Here is a 20,589-nt window from a genome sequence, read left to right as displayed (position 1 = left end):
GAGATGATGCTCGCCTTCTCCTTTACGTGTTTACCAGGAACGATAGCTGCCCTGATTCGATTCCTGAGTGGAGGGAGAATCTTGCCAGGAGTTCATAGGCTTGGAAGATTGATACTCACGATCATGTCCTGTCTCGGAATTCCAGTCTCTGCTTTGGTTATCGTCTGTAGAATGCGAATTAGTCATTGGGTTCTCTTGTTGAGAGGGATTTTCAGGCATGGATGGGGGTGCGTTCATGTTCATAGAGGGAGGATTTACTGAATTGTTTGTATTACTCGATTGTCCGTTCACATTCATGGGTGAAGTGTTTTGTTTGCTTGGCCCCATCATCGATGGATTTATATGATTCTCCTCAGGTGAATTCGAATCCGGCTTCCAAGGTTCGGAGTGTTCTTGATCATGGGTTTCATTTCCTCCCGGTTTTTGAGGTGACTTGATTTCAATACTCTCTTCTGGAAAAAGACTCATTACATTGGTTTGGGCATTAGAGAGCGCTTTTTGAAGGTTACCGCCCTGGATCGCTTCAGGAGGAAGATCAATACCTTTTTCTTGGCAACGCTCATAAATCAAATGGTTATTCACAGACATACCATGATTGAGGGCTTCTTGACGAACTTTTTCATCAGATTCCCCAACAACCAAGTTCCCGTGGAGATTGAGTCGCGACATTTCATTTTGGATCGAATTCTTTAAGGTTTCGCGATCGAGATTACTATCCATCCATTTAGACAATGGAATAATTCGAGCGAAAACAAGGTTGTCAGATTCCTTTAAGTTGCCCTCTTTTGCAGCACTTTCAATGATGAGATCGATAGCTTGGTAAGCATCTTGACCTGTGAGAGTTCGTTTATCAAGCGTGTAAGTCCTACCGTTCATATCGCGTACTTCGATGACTTTTCCGTCTTTATTCACAAGAAGTTCTATGCTCTTATCCACATTACTTTGATCCATATCAAGTGCAACCGATGCGACGGCCATGTTGGGAAGGGCAAAAACATAGAACGCCGTGAGACTGATGACAAGCAACAAGGCGGCTGCTGATGCAGTGTACTTGGACCAAGATCGATAGTGAAGCGGGGTTTGTTTAGGTTTGAGATCGACTTGAATCGTATCCCCTACCTTCGGGAGAGCTTTGGGTGTAGGAACTTCCAGAAAGTCTCCTTTTTCCGTTAAGATAACCGTCGTTTTTTTGGATGTCCTCATAACGATTCCTTGACTCTTTTTCATCTCGCGACCACCTTATTCCGTAAGTTCTGAACTGATTTGTAAGAAGGTTTTGAGGGCATAAAATTCAGGTTCCGAAAGGATTAAAACGAGAGCGATGATATATTTTCTTCCCTTTTCTAAGACCTTGCGTTTGATCCCTGTCAAGAGTTCAAGCTCCTTAATCGGGAGGAGCTTTTGTTTTTTTAGATGGGACAGTAAGTGAGGGTAGTGAACCAGAGTCAGAGACACACGAATGAGAGTTTGTTTACTGTCCCGATGCTTGGGAGAAACCTTAACCAAGTCATCTAAGTTTACCCCATATTCACTGAGAACCCGGACATAATTCTCGATAACTTCAGCAAATTGAGTATTATTTTGTTCCTCTTGATATTGCTCTTGGGAGATATTCATATCATAGCGACTCAATTCTTCATCCTCGGGATTCATGGGCGAGAGGGCAAGATGCTGATGTTTGCCTTCTTTGCGGAAGTAATCCACTAATCTTCTTCGGATCACCATTTGAACAAAACTGTAAAAAGAAGCTCCTCCATGCAGGTCGAAGTTGTCGATCGCTTCATTAAAGGCTATAAGGGCAATACTTAGCTCATCATCGTTATTCCAGGTTAAATAGCGGTTGCAGACCTTGGAGCTTACCCTAATTATAAATATTTTATGAGATTTTATAAGTTCCTCTCGTGCGAGAGCATCCCCGCTCTTGGCTGATATTAAGGTATCTCTCAAAACCTGTTCCTGCACCTTAATCACTCCGCTTAATAGTCATTCGTAACACTGAAGCATATTTGAGGGGTAGAAAAAAACATTCGATACCCATTATAGGTATAGAATGTTACAACATTGTCACATTATTGTTTCTTTTGTGTTACATAAGCAAAAAGATCAGCAAGTACAGAAGTTACGCAGGTTTCTATTAATGATTAGAATGATCACAATAACTTTAAACTAAGAGATTTATAACAAATAATTTAAAAACCTGTAACTTTGCCGTGAAACTCTTTCTTTAAAATAGCAAATAGTATAAGCATAAGGCATAACTCAACCGCCGATCGCGGTGTAGGTTTTGAACAGTACCTTGAGTTTTTAATTATAAGATGGGAGGATAGAGCCTATGGAAAAAGTTAAATCAACAGACCAAGAACAAATTCTAAAACGGGTAAAGATCATACGCGGGCACTTTGCTGCAGTAGAAAGAATGATTGAGGAAGAACAACCCTTTAAAGAGATTTTATTGCAACTGACGGCAGTGCGCTCGGCAATCCATCAAGTTATAGTTTTGGAAGCCCAGCGCTATGCGCAAACAAGTATGGATAATGGGCAAGAGGTCAATGAAGCAATTAAGATGCTGATGGATTTAAATCAATCGTTGGTGTGTGTGCCGCTGCCGCGCAGGGACACGACGCTATTGGACGACAAAGTAATTTTAAGAACTATTTCCTTACGGAAGAAAAAAGTTTTAGCTTGAGCAAGGTGGCATACCCCTAAAAATAATCAAACTTAAACGAATGGCTTAGTGAATAGAATCTATTCAATGAGTCAGGAATAACTGTTGTTCTGTGGTCTCGGATTCAGACGCTTCAGTTTTTATTTTCTGATAATAGGAGGTTGTAAAAATGTGTGCAGGTGGAGTAGTCCTATTTCGTAAACGTGAGGATGGAAAAGTTCGTTCAGTCGACTTGAGCAAAGGATTTTACTATTCTTATGCCCACTCTTTTTTGAGCGGGCTTAAGCAACTTGACAGAAGATTTTTAACCGTTGGAAAAGAAGCCTCACAAAAGATTCGATAAACGCTGAGGTACGATTCTCATGAAGCAGTGTCCATTATGTGGTAATCATGGTGTGGGTCGATTTTGCCGCGCACGCTCTCTTTGCGACCAGTTACAAAGAAAATAAAAGGATGAATCAAACATTCGTTACAGTCAAGGAGGTATCTAACCATGAACAGGTTAGAGATTTTACGTGTGGAAAGAGAAAGAATCATTAAGACATTAGGGAAAGAGAACAAGAATCGAGTAAAATTGTTGACCATGCTCATGGATGTTGATGACGAGATAGAGGAAATTCTAGCTAGTGAACTCAAATCATGGTCATTGGGGCTAGTCAATAACCAGCAATTATCAACTTAAAGTAGGATTTTCTCCCAGACGTACGGCCCTGCAGCCTACTTTAACAAAAATGTTAAGAATCTGTGACGTGGGCGTAAAATGACAAGTTTATTCTTTGCTTAACAATGTTGAAAGGAGGGAACAGAGTGAAGTTATCCAAAATAGTCCTAGTACTTCTGGGAGTTGTTGCATTACTTACCGTAGGGGTACCTATTGCCAAAGTCTTGGCATCGCCAGTTTCTCCGCAAATATACTGGACGACACAACAAGCAGACCCAAATCAACCTGTGCCGAATACACAGCAGCCTGGGCCGAACACACAGCAACCTGGGCAGCAAGGTCCTTCTTATGCCCCCGGTTATGGATACTGGTATGGACCGACGAACCCCAATTATTGGCGGGATTACGATTGGTACAACTATCCGGGAAATAACCGCTGGAACGGTGGGAACATGTGGCAGTCCGGCTGGGGGTGCTGGTAAAACTTACTTGCCTCAATAAGACTCCCTAAAATGGAGTCTTATTTTCATCGTAATCCTTTTCAACACCTGTTCGCTAGACTTTTGTGCAGAATGTCGATGTCTCCAGCTTGCTTTATTATTGTTTTTTAATGGAAAGTTCACGGAAAGGAGGAGTGATTTATGTTTGGCGGTTGGGGCTGTGGCCCATTTTTTGGCAGCGGATTTTGGGGGATGGGGATACTTGGGATGGGAATCCAATTGCTTTTTTGGATAGTATTAATTGGATTTTTGGTATATTTATTTCGGCGGATAGGTTCTCGGATTCCGATACGTGGGTTCATCGGACAAGATGAGGCCTTGGATATTTTACATGAACGTTATGCCCGTGGTGAGATTGATTTGGAAGAATATCAAAAGCGTAAGAAAGAATTGCTACGGTAACTATATTTTATTCAAATAGGGCGGCTGTCCGATAATGGATAGCCGTTTTTATTAATTAAAGGTTAAGCACAGGGGGATTGTTTTTTACTATTTAACAAAATTGTTAAAAACCCGTAATCTTCTTGTGATTATTTCAGGTTAAAATAGGCTTCATAGGCTTAGATGATTTTAATTCAAATAGGTTAAGGAGGGAATATTTAAATGCCAAATGTAGAATTGTTATCGGAAGAAAATGTTAACCCGGAAGTTCAGGAAATTTTCCGCCAGTTGAGGGAAAAGTTTGGTGAAATACCTGCACCATATCGAGCAATGGCTCACCATCCTAAGTACCTGAAGCTTGTTTTGAGTAAGATGGAAGCTGTGATGGGCTCCGATGTTCTGGATTTGAGAACAAAGTTAGCCATTGCTTTTACGGTTTCAACACTTAATAACTGTGCCTTTTGCATCAGTATGTATGCTAAACAACTTCGCGATGCAGGATTTACGGAACAACAGATGATTGAAATCTTGGCGGTCGTTGATTTTGTTGGTGCCATGAATCATTTTAATAACGGTATGCTTGTAAAGCCGGAAATGTAAAAAAATATCACCTACCCCTCAAAAAAGATTCACCCTTAACGAATAACTGGATGAAAACGGGGGGTGGTCAAAAGAAAGAAGAGAGTGGTTAACACAAGCTTGCAAGTTAAGCGATGGTACTGATCTAAAACATTGTCGTAATCACAGGTTTAAAAAGGGAAGGATGATTTTACATTGAAAAACATTAAAAACACGCTCTTGGTAAGTGCCTTATCACTTGGTTTAGTGGTCGGGGCAGTGGGGGTTGTCAGTGCTGCCACTTCCACGGACTATCAGCAAAAAATCGCTAACTGGGTCACAAATGACCCTAATCCGATGGTCATGAACATGAATACCGGATCTAATACGGGAGCTACCACCAGTACGAACACTACTGCAACTGCCACTTCTGCATCGACAGTCAGTACACCAGTTGCAACGGCTGCTGACACAAACGCGGCCCAAAATAGCGGCAACCAAAATCAAACGCCGCAGAGCAGTACACAACAAACTGCTCCTCAGCAACCAGCACCAAGTCAACCCGCTCCCCAACAGCCGCTACCTCAACAACCCGCTAGTCAGCAACCCGTTCCCCAAACCCCTGCTCCAAACCAAAACGCTCTTTATAACCAAATGGTCAACAACTGTATCCAGTGGGATCAACAAATGATGCAGCAATATGGAGTGAATCCACAGAATCAAGCGGCAATGCAGCAACAATGGCAAAACGCCATGCAACAACGCCAAAATGTACAAAAATCTGGAAGTGTCAACAACAGTGGATATAATGGAAATAGCTGGGGTGGGAACCGGATGTCCGGTAACTGGTCTAGTAACATGGGCTGGTAATAAAATGAGCCTGAAGTAGGACCGGCAGCTTACAATGTGGGTGCCTGTCCTACTTTTTTTTGTGTGTTATGGGGTAGCTAGCTAATTCAAGACAAAAAAATAAATCCTTCCTTGACAATCGATGGCAACGGAAGTATTTTTATTGTAGAATGATGATAATGATTATCAATATCAAAGTAAGAGAGGAGAATAGTGGTGATTACAGCGTTAGTCTTGACACTGCGCGAAGCAGTTGAGGCCGTCCTAATTATTGGCATTTTGATCTCATTGGTAAACAAGACGCGACCTAAGTATGGAGCAAGTATGGTTTATGGTGGCGCAATAGTTGCCGTCTTAGTCAGTGTGGCAGTCGCCCAGATTTTCGGGGAGGCGTATAAAACTTTCGGAACTTCGGTGGAAGGCATATCTGGCTTACTGGCGGTAGCCTTATTAACTTACATGGTGTTTTGGATGGGGGAACAGGCCAAAGATTTACAGCATCAACTGCGTGAAAAGGCTGGAAGCGCACTTTCGAGCGGACAGTCATGGAGTCTTGGCATATTGGCTTTTCTTTCCGTATTACGGGAGGGCATTGAAACGGTTTTGTTCTTAGTCTCAACGGCTGACACAACACCGTTGGCCCAAGTCATTACAGGCGCGGCTTTGGGTATCTTGATGGCCTTGCTTTTAGCTGCACTGCTTTTCCGGGGCCTTTTAAGAGTGAATCTCCATAAATTCTTTACTTGGACAGCCTATTTGTTGATTGCATTTGGGTCCGGAATACTGGGCAAGGCAACGGCAGACTTACAGGCTGCAGGATGGTTGCCCGGCACAATTTCTGCTTGGGATACCAGTCGAATTGTAAGTGAATCATCACCTATTGGGGCGCTTCTTAGCGGAGTTCTAGGGTACAGTTCCAGTCCTACTCTCTTACAAGTCTTCGTTTACCTGGGGTACTTAATTACTGCCCTGTATCTTTTTCGGGCATCAGGGCAACAAGAGACCAGCACAATTTCGGAATACGGCCACCCTTTCCGGGCAATCGGCGCTGATTACAATCACCCGGTGTACCGTCTCTTACGCAGCCGGTGGATACCTAAGCTGCCAATGCTCCTTTTAACATTTGTTTTTGTAGCGCTGCTCGTAATCGCACTATGGAAGATACCGGTAGGGCCTTTTTCCGGACAGGGGGACCTTCAGTGGGGGTGGTTCAGAGCTAAGGCAGAAAACAACCTGTTTATCTTCTTAGTATGGGTAATTTGGTTACCTCTAATCTCGATTTCAGCCGTTATTCTTGGGCGCTTCTGGTGTGGCAATCTTTGTCCGCTCCGTCTGCTCACTGAAGGAGCAAGTAAAATAGGCGAGTGGCTCAGGGGGCGGCCTTCATCCAGTACTCCGTATTTGCGGGCGGGCTGGATATTGCCAAGCACCTTTGTTTTGATTACGATCCTTGTGCGTGTTTTTGATTTTCAGAGTGAAGCTCGCTACGGTGCCTATCTCTTCCTGGGAATCGTATTTGCCGCTTTGATCATCGGTCTCTTTTTCCGGAAGGGTACATGGTGCAGATACGTTTGTCCGATTGGAGGATGGTTGGCTCGTATTGCCCGTTTAAGTGTTCTCGGTGTTCGCCCTCGTACATCCGCTTGTGAGACTTGCGTTGAACGAACTTGCTTACAAGGAAGGGCGCTAACTGTCCCAAGCGATGTGAGCCAAGAAGTAGCGGCCACTGCTATGGGGGGAATTCCACTTGCACCAGTGGTACGCGCAGAGAGATGCCCTGTCTTCTTAGCGCCAAACCGTTTAGAATCTAGTCAACACTGTCTCCAGTGCTGGAACTGCGTAAAGAACTGCCCTAAGGAACGGAGCGGGATGCGGGTTGGCCTGCGTTTTCCCGGTGCCGAACTCTTTAAACCCTACGCTCCGGATCTCGGAGAAGCGGTTTATATCTCCGCGTTGTTAGGAATGTATATGGCAGTGACAATGCAAGGAATTGTATGGCCACAGAACCCGTTTCTCCTGACACTCGCCTTGTTTATGGGTTTATCGGCGGTAGTTTATGCCGGTTTGAGTTATTTGGTTTCAGCGTTGGCACGTATCTCTTGGAGAGAAGTCGTCACTACCATTGGTTATAGTTTTCTACCTATGGAATGGGCCACGGCTATTATTACTATGGGAGACGATTCTCTGGAATTCTTTAATATCGTTGTGCCGGCCTCAGCTATCCTTCTAGGAATTGGCTTCATCTGGAGCTTGGTACTTGGAACATCGATCTTGTTACATCGGGCTCCTAGTAAAAAGCGAGCGATAATGGGACTACTCCCGGTGTTTGTAGCCTTGTTCCTGCTGCTATTGTTCTGGTCCATTCGATTCTTATCCGGCCAAGTTATTGATCTGACTTAAAAATTCAGTTTTTATCATGATAACTGCAAAGATCTTGTAAAAAGAATAATTCCTTTGACATATGTCGATGGGAATTCTACCGGGACATTCAAAAATTCCTATCGTACGTTTTTCAAGTTGGATATACACAAGTTGCTGTGGATCGGTCCATTGCATCGGTTATTTCAGTTAACGTATAAAAATATGAACCACGAATACCTTACTGGGACTCGTGGTTTATGCCTTTGTGATATCGATTATCCAAGTAGTATCGGAGGTATGAAATGAATTATTTTATTATTATAGCTGTGCTAGTAACTGTAGACCAGGTGTTCAAGTACTTGGCACAAACTTTTCTCAAACCCGTAGGTACATTGCCAATCGTTAAGAATGTATTTCACTTAACCTATGGGCAAAATACTGGAGCGGCATTTAGTATTTTACAAGGTAAGCAAGCATTCCTCATCATTATTACGTCTATTGTTACTATAGCTCTAGTAGTTTACTTAATTAAGAATTATAAAACACAAAACCATTTATTGCTTATATCCCTCACCCTTTTTATATCCGGGGCTTTGGGGAACCTTACTGACAGGGTGCGACTAAATTATGTAGTTGACTTTTTGGATTTTACTTTGGTTAACTATCCAATTTTCAATACGGCAGATATTTTCGTCGTATCAGGCTCTATATTCCTTGCCTATTTTGTCTTATTTGCTAAATCGGTTAATTCACGAAAAGACATTTAGAGATGACAAAAGCACAAGGTTTATCCCAATTTAAATCTTAGACTGGCTTAACGTTTGTTTGTAGTCAACTATTTTCAACCCTGATGGGATTAGCAGTAGAGCAGAAGCAGTGTCTATTTCATCACTCGCATGGCATTTAAGACCGCGATTAGAGAGACCCCTACATCGGCGAAAACGGCCTCCCACATTGTGGCAAGTCCACCCGCTCCTAAAATTAAGACGACAACTTTAACACCAAAGGCAAAAATAATATTTTGCCAAACAATCCTATAGGTCTTTCTGGAAATTCTTACGGCTGTAGCTATTTTGGAAGGTTCGTCGGTCATAATTACCACATCAGCCGCTTCGATGGCTGCATCAGATCCTAATCCACCCATCGCAATACCTACATCAGCCCGGGCCAGAACAGGTGCATCATTTACTCCATCCCCTACAAATACGAGTTTTCCCTGAGGAGATTTTTGTTTTTCTAGGCTTTCCACCCGCTCTATCTTTTGATCAGGAAGTAGCTCTGCATGAACTTCATCAAGATTAAGCTCTTGACCAACATTTTCTGCTACTGAACGGGCATCGCCAGTGAGCATAACCGTTTTTTTAATCCCGAGTTCTTTAAGAGATCGGATCGCGGTAGGGGAATCCTCTTTAATCTCATCTGAGATTACTAGATAACCGGCATAGTTCTTGTTTGTTGCTACATGGACGATAGTACCTGGCACGTTGATCGGATCATCATAGGGGATATTCTCCTTGATCATTAATTTAGCATTGCCAGCAAGTATTTCTTCACCTTTACTCTGAATTTTTAGACCATGACCGGGTATTTCGTTATAGCTTTGTACGTCTTCTTTATTTACTGGTTTACTATAGGCTTTTAAAATTGACTCAGCTATCGGATGATTTGAATAAATCTCAGCTTTGGCCGCTAATTCTAAGAGCTTTTCTTCAGTGAAATCTTGGGAAGGTTTTATTTGAGTGACTTTGAAGACTCCTTTAGTTAAAGTCCCCGTCTTATCAAAAACTACAATTTCCGCGTTTTTGAGGGCTTCTAGATAATTGCTTCCTTTAACCAAGACTCCTTGTTTGGATGATCCGCCTATCCCACCAAAGAAACCTAAAGGAATCGAAATAACTAAAGCACATGGGCAAGAGATAACTAGAAATACTAAGGCCCGGTAGAGCCATTGGTAAAAAGTCGCACCCGGGAAGACGAGGGGAGGAATAATTGCTATAAGTAAAGCGATGATAACGACAACCGGAGTATAATACCGAGCAAATTTGGTAATAAAGTTTTCCGTTGGGGCTTTACGGCTACTGGCGTTTTCGACCAAATCCAGGATTTTTGCGACAGTTGATTCTGCAAATTCTTTGGTTACCTCGATTGTTAATAATCCGTTTTTATTGATGAAGCCGCTTAATACATCCATACCGGGCTCAATCTCCCGGGGAACGGATTCCCCGGTAAGTGCGGAGGTATCGATCATAGACATTCCATCAATCACTTTACCGTCCAAGGGAACACGTTCACCGGGTTTGACGATGATGGTCTGTCCCTTAGTGACTTGCTCTGGTGAAACTTTCGTAATTTCCTCATTGACCTTGAGGTTGGCATAATCTGGTCGGATATCCATGAGGGCAGTGATCGATTTTCTTGAACGGTTTACCGCCAAATCTTGAAAGTATTCTCCAACCTGATAAAAGAGCATCACGGCTACACCTTCTGGGAATTCACCGATGGCAAAGGCCCCCACTGTGGCTAGACTCATTAAGAAGTTTTCATCAAAAACTTGACCTCGACGAATGTTGCGGATAGCATTCGTTAAGACCTCAGATCCGACCAGTAAATAGCTTATAAAATAAAGAGCGAATTCCACCCAGTATGTAAACCGGAAGATTAAACCAATGGCAAAAATGGCGGCACCGAGAGTCAGCCGGATTAACTCATTGCGATGATCAGATTTTTCTTCATCCTCTTTATTTTTGAAACTTGAGACTTTTACAGCGTCTTGACTCTCTTTAATTCTTACCCCGGGCTCAATCCGTTGAACCACTTGGGCTGCTTCGGCGGTTATTCGGTTGAGTTCATGTTTATCTGCTTCGATCGTAAGTCGTTGAGTAGCAAAATCCAGTGTTGAATTTTTGACTCCTGCAATGTTTTTAATTTCCTTTTCTATTTTGGAGACACAGTTAGCGCAGGTGAGCCCAACCAAAATCAAGGTTTGGGTGGCTTTTTCGATTTCCTTGTTTTTAATGATGACTTTGGGTTCGAGTTTTCGAATCACTTTTTGGGCTTCAGTTAAAACATGATCTAACTGGTCTGAATCCGCGGCTTCAATTTTGAGAGTTTTGGTCACGAAGTTTAGGGATGCTTCGCGTACTCCTGTAATGCTTTTAATGCTATCTTCTATTTTGATGGCACAGCTAGCACAGTTCAGACCGTCTAAAGTAAGTTGATCACGCGCGTTAGACAATAGAATCCATCCCCCTTATAGGCTAAGATATTGCTAGTACTTTAAGCCAAAATAAGGGGAAATATACACAAAAAAAGATTATTTCATTAAATGAATAAATCTAAATGCATGTGCGTTCAGATATACTATCGTTGAGATATCCGAATGAAAGCACATAACAATACCGTTCAAATAAAAGCCCCTCTCACATAGTGTAAGAAGGGCTTTCGTAAATATTATCTTTATCGCCGTTCAACTAACCAGCGTCCGATATTATTTCCGGTAATCGAGGCGTTTCTCTCAAAAAAACAGAAAGCTTTGTTGTCCATTGACGCTGATTGTATACCGATCACCCTGTCCTCCGGCTTTCATTGCCGACGCAGGCCGGATGTCAAAAATCCGGTCAATGATATATGTACAGCCGTCCTCCCAGGTCAGTTCGAGCGGTAATAATAAACCGTCCTTGCCAAAGGCGGCTATGACAGGCACATAAACCTTGGTATCAGCCATGTTTGTAATCCTCCTCAAAAAGAACGGTTATCGGCCTAAGAAATCTGACAGTGGGGTATAAGCTGTATTGAACGAATAGCCTCTGGAGTTCATATCTCCCATCTTTATCAGCATGAGATTAATATCCGTGTTCATCATGGCTGAGATCTGGACAACATCATAGCCCTCACGGGCATATTCATGAACCTCATTATCGGGAAGAAGCAGTGAAGCCGCAAACAGATTGGCTTCATACTCAGGACGTGTATTCATGGAATAAAGAACATATTCACGGAACGGACTATCATCGGCAAGATCCCGATGATGAGCGTCATGTCCGAGCTCATGGGCGCAAACCAGGGTCTGCACCTGCTCCGGCAGATTATTATTCAAAAAAATGAAGCGGTTGCGCTGAATCACGCGGTAAAGCCCTTTCAGCTTGGCGAAGTCATTGCGGAACAGAACCTCGATGCCCAGCCCGTCTGCTATGGCAAAAGGATCACGCGTTCCGAAGCGCCGGACATATTTTTCAGCTGATTCATAAATATGCGCCTTGTTCAATGAATTCACCCCCATGCTAATTCTATCACAGCAGCAGTCTAAAATAACGGACTATACCTTGTCTGCCTTGCGGTACTTTTTCGGTGTAAACTTTTTGTTTTTCTCCTTGGCTATCCAGTAAGCGTCGGTGATTGCTCTCATAACGGCGTCCAAATCCTCGTCGTCCATATCACCACCGGCAAATAAGCCACTGACCTCCGTAACGAGCTGTTGGGCGTATTTCTTACCTCTGCTGCCGTATTTTTCACCGGCCTCGCTAATAAACTCCTCGTTTTCGGTCAGCAGATAATTCACATCCAGGCTTAAGGCCGTCGCCAGCTCCCCGTAAACCCCGCGTTTCTTAGGATAGCAATCTCCGTTTTCATAGCTGACCATCGTGCGGAGGGATACTCCAACCGCCTGTGCCAGTTCCGCCTGCGTCATGTCCTTAGCGACGCGGGCATTTTTTATTTTTTCTCCGAATTTCATGCAGACCGCCCTCCTATGTTTAAGCAGATAATTTGCATATTACCTATTGACAAGTGCAAGTTAATTTCCTATAATTCAAATATGCAGATAACTTGCACATTCATAATAATCCATGTTGCACATAGTGTCAAGAGGTATTTTTTTACTAACGTTAAGCCTGACTTGAAATCAACAGAATTGCCTAAAACGACCGTCTGCAAAGAAGTAAGACGGCTTTACTTACTATGACGTCTAAATATAACGAAGTTCAGGGCAAACCTGCCAAAAGGCAGGGACGCAAAGCCGAGGGTCTAAGGCGTATGTCACGCTATGACAGCCTGGTTGCCGATCATTGCGAACGCCTGCCCTTTTCAAGAGCAGGCGTTCGTGTTGATAGAGAAAAAGATGCAGGAGGGTACGAGATGGTGAAAAAGATGCAGGAGGGTACGAGATGGTGAAAAAGATAAAACTGAAATGTCCGAATTGCGGTCGTCGAATTGCTGATTACAGCGGAAATTCTGAAGCGCTGGCGATGTTAGCTGAAACGAGTGAGGCTGAAAGTGATGTTGTAAAAGTAAAATGTCACCTGTGCAAGTCTCAGGTTTCAATTATGTTGGACAATAGCGAAGTTTATATGAGCAAGCAGATCTCCGACTCTTTGATATAGGCTAAACTCCACAACCAAATAGATGAACATTCGATATTCGATTCCAGCGCTTGACGCTATCCTCCCCTTATAAAAGCGGAGTGATTATAAATCTGCCGGCCGAGCCTGACGAGTAGCTTTATTGCTATGCGTCAGGCCCGGCCGGTTCTGCATTCAGAAGAAGCTGCTCGTTTGGCTCCCCAGAAAGGAGCAAAACCAGTGGCTTTTATTTTATGCAATAACAAAACAGCAGCTTGCTGCCGATCTCCTCCGCTTGTTCTTCATTTCCGGATTTTCAAATTCACGAAATGGAGGACAAGCTATATGGAAAACCATGTTGAAAATTATTGCTTGCTCGTTAGGGGCAAGCACATCCCAGTAACCAAAGAGGTCTATAAAGCCTATTACCAATGCCGGGATAGGGAAAAGTACCTGGACAAGCTTGCGGAGGAAAACAATATCTCGCTTGAAGGATGCAACGAGAAAGGCATCTCTGTAGAATACATAATCTTTGCCGCAACGGATTCTATGGAGGAGAGGATCATAACCGAGATGTTGATCGTAAAACTGCGCCAATGCATCAAAATGCTAGATGAGTCTGAAAGAATGGTCATTGCAGAGCTTTATCTTCAGGGTAAAAGCGAGCGTCAGCTGTCCAAGGAAACCGGTATTCCATCGATGACAATACACGACCGCAAAACCAAGATACTTAAAAAGTTAAAAAAAATGATGGAAAAGTAAAAAGTTTTTCCGTGCAACCCCTCACTTTTTTCCCTAAAGAAGTGAGGGGATTTTTTTATTCCCTTGTTGCTCTTTGAGAATATCATATCCGGCAGCATAAATACATGAGCTGTCCAGCCGTGTGAAAAGCGGCAGCGACGTTGACGGGCGCGCCAAGACTGCCTGCGGATGAATTTTATCCGTCGAACCGATGGCATCGAAGGTGACGAGCGGGAACGCCCGGTCATAAAACAGTCCGTGGTGGACTGTTTCGCAATGAAATGGACAGTGATAATGCTACTTCCGTCCAGCCACAGACTAAAGCAATGGGGGCGGCTTCCAGAGATCCTGGGAGAGGTGAGAATCCTATGGTGTTTGCTCAACCGGCAAACCGTCTATGCTGTCGCCCTAAAAGCCGTAAGGCTTTTTCGCTTCGGGAAGTAGTGTCGAATAGAAGCGGCAATTCGTAATGAAGAACAAGCAGATCATTTTTGATCTCGGAAACTATGCGGCAGGGCGGTCTTTTTTTCGTCCTGCCGTATCCTTCTGAGATTAAATTCAAAATATCAGGGAGGAAAACGAAATGGAAAAGGAAGCATTGTCTCAATTACTGAAGAAGGATCTAATTATCGGATATGTGTATGGGCTTGACGGAGAATATCAGGAATTCTATTTTGAGAAATCCCCGTCCAGCATTGCAAGCTTTATCATGCTGAAAAAAGAGCATGCTGACAAGATGGTTTTAACAGATACGATGGATAGGCTAGTTCTGGATACCTTCGGCGAATTCATTAACCGCTGCCCGGATCAGAAGCTTCTGCAGGAGATCACGAAAGAGCTGGTACCCATGCAGCTGGGCGAAAAGGAACCTCTCAGTATTCCGATTGTGAGTATTGATGAAGCTCTTGATTTTTTGAGCCGGGAAAGCCAGAAAAGAGCATGGATTTACTGCAGAATCGATGCACCGGAGGATACCCACGGTGTATTGAAAGGGCAGAAAAGGGAGCTCATGGATTACGCCGAGCAGATAGGATTTGTGATCGTTGGCGAATCTGAGGATATAGGAAGCGGTCTGGATTCTGACCGCCACGGCCTTGCAGAGATCATGAAGGCTGCCGGTGATGGCAGAATGGATGTATTGCTGGTAAAGAAGGTTGACCGCCTGGGGCGGGATACGGCAAAATTGCTGGAGTTTTTACGAGGGCTGGAACAGCTGGGCGTGGAGCTTTATTCGCCGTTGGAGGGTCAAATCCAGTTGGATTGTCAAAGCCCTTTCCTTTCTCTGCAGTGAAAGGAGGGCGAGCAATATGTCAAAAAATCAGGCAGCCAACGAAGTGAAGTATAAGGTAGCGATAAAGCTGTTGGATATCATGCTCCGAAATGGCCTTATCTCCCCTGCCGAGTACAAAAAAATCGATGAATTGAACCGTCAAACCTTCACGCCGGAGCTTTCCAAGGTATATGCGTAAAAACACCTGGATATCTCAAAGCTTGTGTGGTATTGTGTGTTGCTGACAGGAGGCCAAAAACGAGAGAAAGGAGAGAAAGCCATGGCAAAAAAGATAACAAAAATTGACCCTGTCAAGCAGCAGGTCGCCCGGCAATTACAGCCGAAAAAGCGGGTTTGCGCCTATTGCCGGGTAAGCACTGACTCCCGTGAGCAGCAGAATTCCTTTACCGCACAGCTTGAATACTACACCGCCTTGATTGAAAATCAAGAGAACTGGCAGTTTGCCGGAATTTACGCTGATGAAGCAAGAAGCGGAACAAAGCTTGCAAAAAGAGATGACTTCTTGAGGATGCTGAAGGACTGCGAGGACGGCAAAATTGATATGATCATCACGAAATCCTTAACTCGCTTTGCCAGAAACACGGTGGACAGCATTGAGGCGATTCGCCGTTTGAAGGGACTTGGCGTCGCCGTCTATTTTGAAAAGGAGCATATCAACAGTCTGTCAGAGAAAAGCGAGCTGATGCTGACCATTTTAAGCTCTTTGGCGCAGGGCGAATCCGAAAGCATTTCCACCAACAATAAATGGGCAGCAGTTAAACGTTTTCAAGACGGCACATTCATCCTCGGCACTCCAGCCTACGGCTATACCAAGGATGATAAGGGCGAGCTGATAATTCAGGAGGAAGAAGCTGCTATAGTCCGACGCATTTTCCGTGAGTACTTAAATGGAAAGGGCACTTATGCAATCGCCAAGGATTTGTCCGAGGAAGGAATCCCCACAATACGCTCGGCTGAAAAGTGGAACGATGGCGTGATAAAGGAAATGCTTTTAAACCCCATATACATAGGAAATCTACTATATCAGAAAACCATGACCACAGAGGTGCTGCCCTTTAAGAAAAAGAGGAACAAAGGTCAGCTTCCTCAGTATCTGGTTGAGGACAACCATGAACCCATTATCTCACATGAACAGGCGGAGGCAGTAAAGGAAATCTTTGTATACCGTAGAATGCAGATGGGGATGGACGATTTGCAGAAATACCAAAGCCGATATGCCTTCAGCAGCAGAATCCTCTGCGGCGAATGCAGGGGTATTCTGCGGAGGCAGAAAATCTACATCGGCAAGCCCTATGAGAAGGTCCAATGGTGCTGTCGCCAGCATATTTTGGACAACAGCAAATGCAGCCAGAAGGCAATCCGGGAGGATGACGTTCAATGGGCTTTCACCGTGATGTGGAATAAGCTCGTAAGCAATTATGACGAAATCCTCACTCCCCTGCTGGATACGCTTAAAAAGCTCCGAATGGATGAACATCAGGAGCAGGAAATCGGGGAATGCAGCAATAGAATCATGGAGCTGACAGAGCAGGGTCATATACTCAGCAGAGTTGTATCGAAAGGGTATATCGACCCTGCGGTATTTATAGAGCGGCAAAATGCCCTGACTATAGAGCTTGCCGCTGTGAAAAAGAAAAGGAGCCAGCTTCTGGACAATAACGGCTTCGATATAGAGATTGCGGGAACAGAACAAATGCTGGAGCTTATCAGAAACAATCCTCACGTTATTGAAGAATACCGTGAGGATTTATTTTTACAGTCTATAGACAAGGTAATCGTACAGGAAAACGGACAAATTACCTTCCGACTCATCAACAGGCTGGAGCTGTCCGAACCCTGCAGGAAGGAGGCGATAGAGGATGATGCAAAGGCACATGCCCATCGGATATAAGCTGGCAGAAGGAAAAATACAGCTTGATGAACCCAAAACCGCTGTTGTGAAAAAGATATTTGCAGATTATCTATCCGGTACCTCCACCTCTGCTCTTGCCAAGCGGCTGACCGAAATGGGATTTCCGAATGCCAACAATAAAGTCTCCTGGAATCACGGCTCAATCGGCAAGATACTGGAGAATGTCAAATACCTTGGGGATGAATTCTATCCGCCGATGATTGACGCCGAGATGTTTGAGCAGGTGCAGAAACGCCGCAAAGAACGCTGTGATCATCTGGGGCGAAGCATCCAGCCAAACAGTGCAAGCAGCCAGTATCTATTCACCGGAAAGCTCCGATGCGGAGAATGCGGCGAGGTTTACCGAAAATACATCGAGCACTGCGGCAGAACGTCTGAGAAATCCTTCTGGAAGTGCAAGAGGTATATTTACAAGAACCGAGTGTACTGCCGATGCGGTTTCCTCACGGATGAACAGATTGAAAAAGCCTTCCTCGAGGCAGTCAATAGGATTCTGGCACGGATAGAAATTCTCGACCGGAAGTCTAAGAAAGAGCCAATTCCCAATAACCCTGAATTTAATATGTTGGATCAGCGCATTAAGGAGCTGGAAGCAGAAGGGCGGTATTCGTCCAATGAACTTCCGGCTCTTATTTTTAAGCGGGCACAAGCCCTTTACAAAACGGCAAAAATAGATGACGCCGAATATAACACCGAAAAGATGAAGCAGGCGTTTTCAGGCAGACAGCTTCTCACAGAATTCGATGAGGAACTGTTTCTGGCAGTGATAAAGCAAATCACTGTATACGCTGACCATCGGCTGGTGTTTGAATTTATAAACGGATTAACCATGGAAGCCGGATACTAAACCAAGGAAGGAGAAATCATGATGCAGACAGCGACAGCAAAAAAGAAAAGCATATCTCTTATACCCTCCAAGCCGGAGTATGACAGGAGTATAAAGCCTCAGTTTAAAGCCCTGCGGGTTGCGGCATACTGCCGCGTCAGCACCACGCTGGAACAGCAGGAAACCAGCTACGAAGCCCAGGTTTCCTATTATACCGAAAAAATAAAGAGCAATCCCAACTGGAAACTCGCTGGTATCTACGCAGATGACGGTAAAAGCGCCACAAACACCAAAAAGCGCGATGACTTCAACGCCATGATTGAGGACTGCATGGCAGGAAAAATCGACATGGTCATCACCAAGTCGGTCAGCCGGTTCGCCAGAAATACGGTGGACAGCCTGCAGAACATCCGTAAGCTCAAGGAAAAGAACGTCGCTGTGTTCTTCGAAAAAGAAGGCGTGAATACGCTGGAGGGAACCGGCGAGCTTTTAATAACCATCCTGAGCAGCCAGGCGCAGGAGGAAAGCCGGAACTTAAGTGAGAACACCCGGTGGGGATTGGTCAGACGGTTTGAGAACGGCATCGTCTCGGTCAACCACAATAAGTTTTTAGGCTACACCAAGGATAAAAACGGTGAGTTGGTCATCGTACCGGAGGAAGCGGAGCTGGTCAGACGCATTTTCCGCCTTTACCTTGAAGGGAGCAGTATCATACAGATCACTAAGATTTTAGAATCAGAAGGGATCACCACCGTCACAGGTCTGACAAAGTGGTGTCCCGGCGTCATCGATAAGATGCTGAGCAATGAGAAATATAAAGGCGATACAATACTGCAAAAGACCTTAACCGAGGATTTTATGACCGGTAAGAAAAGCAAGAATATCGGGCAGCGAAACAAGTATTATGTGAAAAACAGCCACCCGGCAATTATCTCCTCAGAAGTGTTCGACAAGGTTCAGGAAGAAATGGTCAAGCGTTCAAGGTTTGTCAGTAAAAAGGATGGCTCTGTAGAGATCAGCGGAAGCAAATATAACAGCAAATACATTTTAGGGAATTTACTTGTATGTGGCGACTGCGGCGCATCTTATCGGAGAAGAACTGAACGTGGTAAGGTTGTTTGGCGCTGTGCGACACGGATTGAAAAAGGCAAGGAGGCATGCCATCACTCCCCCACTCTGGATGAAGGATGGCTACAGGATGTTCTGGGTCAAGCGATTTGCCAGAATAGTGACTATGATGATGTTATAATCAGGAATGAAGTTGATAAAATCCAAGTTTTTGATGCCTTTATTTTGATTTTCCGCACAGATGGGGCACAGGATAAAAGGCCATTCCAGAACGACTGAAGCTGTGATATACTAATAATTGCCAATAGGAATGGAGGGTGAGACCTCCGGCAAGGTTGATTGGGGCAAAACCCAACGCAGAAGAAACAAGCTGAGAGGCTTGTTTTATGCTATGAACCGTCTTTTTTGTAAGTATAATACGCAGATTATATTGAAACAAGAACATATGTTTGGAATAATAGTGCATGATTAATTTAACCCTATCGAATTCGATAGGGTTAAATACAAGGGCGGTGGAGATTTGCAATGGATAAAGAAAACACAATCAAACTATTCGAAGATAATAGAGTTCGTGTTTTATGGGATGAAAAACACGAGAAATGGTATTTTTCAATTGTAGACGTAATTGGTGTCTTAACTGATCAATCCACGAAGCGCGGCGCAACTTTTTATTGGAGTAAGTTAAAACAGCGGCTAAAAGAGGAAGGGTCTGAACTGTTGACAAATTGTCAACAGTTGAAAATGGTTTCTGAGGATGGAAAAAAACGCATGACCGATATAGCCGATACAGAACAACTTTTGCGGCTAATTCAGTCGATTCCATCACCAAAAGCTGAACCATTTAAGTCATGGCTGGCGCGTGTTGGCAGCGAAAGAATTGATGAAACAGCGGATCCTGAACTTGCTATTGACCGCGCCTTGGAAACCTATCTTAAAAAAGGATATTCGCGCAATTGGATCAACCAGCGTCTAAAAACAATTGAAGTCCGCAAAGAATTGACCGATGAATGGGAAAAACGCGGCGTCACTGATAAACGTGATTTTGCTATTTTGACCGATGAGATAACGCAGACATGGTCAGGTAAAACAACAAGGCAATACAAAAAAATTAAAGGACTTAAAAAAGAAAATCTTCGGGACAATATGACTAATGTTGAATTAGTGCTGAATATGCTCGCTGAGGTTACAACTACCGATATTTCCCGTCAGGACGAGCCGGAAACAATGGAACAGCATAAAAAAGTCGCACAGCGCGGCGGCTCAGTTGCAAAGGTAGCGTGTGCAGTATGAAAAACAGACAGGGAAAAAAGCAGTAACACCTTTGAATGCCAAAAGCTTTAAAAGTTTGGCGGATATTAATCAGAATGATGGAGATGAGGAGTAATTTCTGAATTTCGGTATTTGATATATAGTTAAAGTAAAACAAATATTTATTTATCA

General features: G+C 43.9%; 22 protein-coding genes, 1 pseudogene and 1 riboswitch. Of the genes and pseudogenes, 17 read left to right on the top strand and 6 right to left on the bottom strand.

What is annotated here, in order from left to right; translation table 11 throughout:
- Positions 1 to 30 precede the first annotated feature (30 nt).
- Both DSOL_RS14320 and sigI read right to left on the bottom strand, forming a co-directional pair.
- Positions 31 to 1,227 (bottom strand): anti-sigma factor domain-containing protein, encoded by a 1,197-nt coding sequence (locus DSOL_RS14320; RefSeq protein ID WP_075365512.1) that lies wholly within the window; start codon positions 1,225 to 1,227, stop codon positions 31 to 33.
- A gap of 12 nt (positions 1,228 to 1,239) precedes the next feature.
- The gene (gene sigI, locus DSOL_RS14315) at positions 1,240 to 1,962 is read right to left on the bottom strand and encodes an RNA polymerase sigma-I factor (RefSeq protein ID WP_075365511.1); all 723 of its coding nucleotides are present in this window, start codon (positions 1,960 to 1,962) and stop codon (positions 1,240 to 1,242) included.
- A gap of 370 nt (positions 1,963 to 2,332) precedes the next feature.
- Between sigI and DSOL_RS14310 the strand changes: the two genes are divergently transcribed.
- The 9 genes from DSOL_RS14310 (at position 2,333) to lspA (ending at position 8,742) form a co-directional block, all read left to right on the top strand.
- The gene (locus DSOL_RS14310) at positions 2,333 to 2,686 is read left to right on the top strand and encodes a metal-sensitive transcriptional regulator (protein ID WP_075365510.1); all 354 of its coding nucleotides are present in this window, start codon (positions 2,333 to 2,335) and stop codon (positions 2,684 to 2,686) included.
- 148 nt (positions 2,687 to 2,834) lie between these two features.
- Positions 2,835 to 3,008 (top strand): hypothetical protein, encoded by a 174-nt coding sequence (locus tag DSOL_RS27980; protein ID WP_170871512.1) that lies wholly within the window; start codon positions 2,835 to 2,837, stop codon positions 3,006 to 3,008.
- Between the two features lie 150 nt (positions 3,009 to 3,158).
- Entirely contained in the window at positions 3,159 to 3,347 is a 189-nt protein-coding gene (locus DSOL_RS14305) for a hypothetical protein (protein WP_075365509.1), read from the top strand.
- 125 nt (positions 3,348 to 3,472) lie between these two features.
- Entirely contained in the window at positions 3,473 to 3,808 is a 336-nt protein-coding gene (locus DSOL_RS14300; protein ID WP_088225796.1) for a hypothetical protein, read from the top strand.
- 159 nt (positions 3,809 to 3,967) lie between these two features.
- Positions 3,968 to 4,228: an SHOCT domain-containing protein gene (locus DSOL_RS14295; protein ID WP_075365507.1), complete on the top strand. Its 261-nt coding sequence runs from the start codon at positions 3,968 to 3,970 to the stop codon at positions 4,226 to 4,228.
- A 201-nt stretch (positions 4,229 to 4,429) separates the two neighbouring features.
- Entirely contained in the window at positions 4,430 to 4,807 is a 378-nt protein-coding gene (locus DSOL_RS14290) for a carboxymuconolactone decarboxylase family protein (RefSeq protein ID WP_075365506.1), read from the top strand.
- A gap of 174 nt (positions 4,808 to 4,981) precedes the next feature.
- The gene (locus DSOL_RS14285; RefSeq protein WP_075365505.1) at positions 4,982 to 5,635 is read left to right on the top strand and encodes a hypothetical protein; all 654 of its coding nucleotides are present in this window, start codon (positions 4,982 to 4,984) and stop codon (positions 5,633 to 5,635) included.
- A gap of 195 nt (positions 5,636 to 5,830) precedes the next feature.
- Entirely contained in the window at positions 5,831 to 8,014 is a 2,184-nt protein-coding gene (locus tag DSOL_RS14280; RefSeq protein WP_075365504.1) for an FTR1 family protein, read from the top strand.
- A gap of 263 nt (positions 8,015 to 8,277) precedes the next feature.
- A complete protein-coding gene (gene lspA / locus DSOL_RS14275) occupies positions 8,278 to 8,742 on the top strand; it encodes a signal peptidase II (RefSeq protein WP_075365503.1) in 465 nt (154 codons plus the stop codon).
- Between the two features lie 113 nt (positions 8,743 to 8,855).
- Here the strand turns inward: lspA and DSOL_RS14270 are convergent, their stop codons facing one another.
- From DSOL_RS14270 to DSOL_RS14255, 4 genes are all read right to left on the bottom strand, one after another.
- Complete coding sequence (locus DSOL_RS14270; RefSeq protein WP_088225795.1) at positions 8,856 to 11,210, bottom strand: heavy metal translocating P-type ATPase; 2,355 nt, start codon at positions 11,208 to 11,210, stop codon at positions 8,856 to 8,858.
- A 279-nt stretch (positions 11,211 to 11,489) separates the two neighbouring features.
- Positions 11,490 to 11,699 carry a hypothetical protein gene (locus DSOL_RS14265; protein ID WP_075365501.1) on the bottom strand — a complete coding sequence of 70 codons (210 nt, stop codon included), beginning with the start codon at positions 11,697 to 11,699 and terminating at the stop codon, positions 11,490 to 11,492.
- A 27-nt stretch (positions 11,700 to 11,726) separates the two neighbouring features.
- Complete coding sequence (locus DSOL_RS14260) at positions 11,727 to 12,248, bottom strand: ImmA/IrrE family metallo-endopeptidase (protein ID WP_235838835.1); 522 nt, start codon at positions 12,246 to 12,248, stop codon at positions 11,727 to 11,729.
- Between the two features lie 42 nt (positions 12,249 to 12,290).
- Positions 12,291 to 12,707 (bottom strand): helix-turn-helix domain-containing protein, encoded by a 417-nt coding sequence (locus DSOL_RS14255; protein ID WP_075365499.1) that lies wholly within the window; start codon positions 12,705 to 12,707, stop codon positions 12,291 to 12,293.
- A gap of 241 nt (positions 12,708 to 12,948) precedes the next feature.
- Positions 12,949 to 13,036: riboswitch (cyclic di-GMP riboswitch) on the top strand.
- 101 nt (positions 13,037 to 13,137) lie between these two features.
- On the opposite strand from DSOL_RS14255, the gene DSOL_RS14250 reads away from it, so the two are divergent.
- The 8 genes and pseudogenes from DSOL_RS14250 (at position 13,138) to DSOL_RS14220 (ending at position 20,533) form a co-directional block, all read left to right on the top strand.
- Entirely contained in the window at positions 13,138 to 13,353 is a 216-nt protein-coding gene (locus DSOL_RS14250) for a hypothetical protein (protein WP_075365498.1), read from the top strand.
- 126 nt (positions 13,354 to 13,479) lie between these two features.
- Positions 13,480 to 14,073 carry a sigma-70 family RNA polymerase sigma factor gene (locus DSOL_RS14245; RefSeq protein ID WP_139314481.1) on the top strand — a complete coding sequence of 198 codons (594 nt, stop codon included), beginning with the start codon at positions 13,480 to 13,482 and terminating at the stop codon, positions 14,071 to 14,073.
- 562 nt (positions 14,074 to 14,635) lie between these two features.
- Positions 14,636 to 15,343, top strand: a complete 708-nt coding sequence (locus DSOL_RS14240; protein ID WP_075365496.1) for a recombinase family protein — start codon at positions 14,636 to 14,638, stop codon at positions 15,341 to 15,343.
- A 16-nt stretch (positions 15,344 to 15,359) separates the two neighbouring features.
- Positions 15,360 to 15,521: an SHOCT domain-containing protein gene (locus DSOL_RS27975; protein WP_170871510.1), complete on the top strand. Its 162-nt coding sequence runs from the start codon at positions 15,360 to 15,362 to the stop codon at positions 15,519 to 15,521.
- An 81-nt stretch (positions 15,522 to 15,602) separates the two neighbouring features.
- Positions 15,603 to 17,234 carry a recombinase family protein gene (locus DSOL_RS14235; RefSeq protein ID WP_075365495.1) on the top strand — a complete coding sequence of 544 codons (1,632 nt, stop codon included), beginning with the start codon at positions 15,603 to 15,605 and terminating at the stop codon, positions 17,232 to 17,234.
- Positions 17,203 to 18,102, top strand: coding sequence for a recombinase family protein (locus DSOL_RS14230; RefSeq protein WP_075365494.1), 900 nt, complete (start codon positions 17,203 to 17,205; stop codon positions 18,100 to 18,102). The genes DSOL_RS14235 and DSOL_RS14230 overlap by 32 nt, the downstream gene beginning before the upstream one ends.
- Before the next feature lie 18 nt (positions 18,103 to 18,120).
- The gene (locus DSOL_RS14225) at positions 18,121 to 19,428 is read left to right on the top strand and encodes a recombinase family protein (RefSeq protein WP_427854410.1); all 1,308 of its coding nucleotides are present in this window, start codon (positions 18,121 to 18,123) and stop codon (positions 19,426 to 19,428) included.
- Between the two features lie 246 nt (positions 19,429 to 19,674).
- Positions 19,675 to 20,533, top strand: a pseudogene (locus DSOL_RS14220) (BRO family protein).
- Positions 20,534 to 20,589: the final 56 nt, after the last annotated feature.

The organism is Desulfosporosinus metallidurans, from assembly GCF_001936615.1.
GTDB classification, from domain to species: Bacteria; Bacillota; Desulfitobacteriia; order Desulfitobacteriales; family Desulfitobacteriaceae; genus Desulfosporosinus; species Desulfosporosinus metallidurans.
The sequence above is the reverse complement of the archived record's forward strand: the minus strand, read 5'-3'. Positions and strand labels throughout refer to the sequence as shown.

What these genes read in the sequence shown, in the direction of transcription:
- DSOL_RS14320 (WP_075365512.1), bottom strand. Translation starts at nt 1,227, where the DNA reads ATGAAAAAGAGTCAAGGAATCGTTATGAGGACATCCAAAAAAACGACG.
- DSOL_RS14310 (WP_075365510.1), top strand. Translation starts at nt 2,333, where the DNA reads ATGGAAAAAGTTAAATCAACAGACCAAGAACAAATTCTAAAACGGGTA.
- DSOL_RS27980 (WP_170871512.1), top strand. Translation starts at nt 2,835, where the DNA reads ATGTGTGCAGGTGGAGTAGTCCTATTTCGTAAACGTGAGGATGGAAAA.
- DSOL_RS14305 (WP_075365509.1), top strand. Translation starts at nt 3,159, where the DNA reads ATGAACAGGTTAGAGATTTTACGTGTGGAAAGAGAAAGAATCATTAAG.
- DSOL_RS14295 (WP_075365507.1), top strand. Translation starts at nt 3,968, where the DNA reads ATGTTTGGCGGTTGGGGCTGTGGCCCATTTTTTGGCAGCGGATTTTGG.
- DSOL_RS14290 (WP_075365506.1), top strand. Translation starts at nt 4,430, where the DNA reads ATGCCAAATGTAGAATTGTTATCGGAAGAAAATGTTAACCCGGAAGTT.
- lspA (WP_075365503.1), top strand. Translation starts at nt 8,278, where the DNA reads ATGAATTATTTTATTATTATAGCTGTGCTAGTAACTGTAGACCAGGTG.
- DSOL_RS14265 (WP_075365501.1), bottom strand. Translation starts at nt 11,699, where the DNA reads ATGGCTGATACCAAGGTTTATGTGCCTGTCATAGCCGCCTTTGGCAAG.
- DSOL_RS14255 (WP_075365499.1), bottom strand. Translation starts at nt 12,707, where the DNA reads ATGAAATTCGGAGAAAAAATAAAAAATGCCCGCGTCGCTAAGGACATG.
- DSOL_RS14250 (WP_075365498.1), top strand. Translation starts at nt 13,138, where the DNA reads ATGGTGAAAAAGATAAAACTGAAATGTCCGAATTGCGGTCGTCGAATT.
- DSOL_RS14245 (WP_139314481.1), top strand. Translation starts at nt 13,480, where the DNA reads ATGCGTCAGGCCCGGCCGGTTCTGCATTCAGAAGAAGCTGCTCGTTTG.
- DSOL_RS14240 (WP_075365496.1), top strand. Translation starts at nt 14,636, where the DNA reads ATGGAAAAGGAAGCATTGTCTCAATTACTGAAGAAGGATCTAATTATC.
- DSOL_RS27975 (WP_170871510.1), top strand. Translation starts at nt 15,360, where the DNA reads ATGTCAAAAAATCAGGCAGCCAACGAAGTGAAGTATAAGGTAGCGATA.
- DSOL_RS14235 (WP_075365495.1), top strand. Translation starts at nt 15,603, where the DNA reads ATGGCAAAAAAGATAACAAAAATTGACCCTGTCAAGCAGCAGGTCGCC.
- DSOL_RS14230 (WP_075365494.1), top strand. Translation starts at nt 17,203, where the DNA reads ATGATGCAAAGGCACATGCCCATCGGATATAAGCTGGCAGAAGGAAAA.
- DSOL_RS14225 (WP_427854410.1), top strand. Translation starts at nt 18,121, where the DNA reads ATGATGCAGACAGCGACAGCAAAAAAGAAAAGCATATCTCTTATACCC.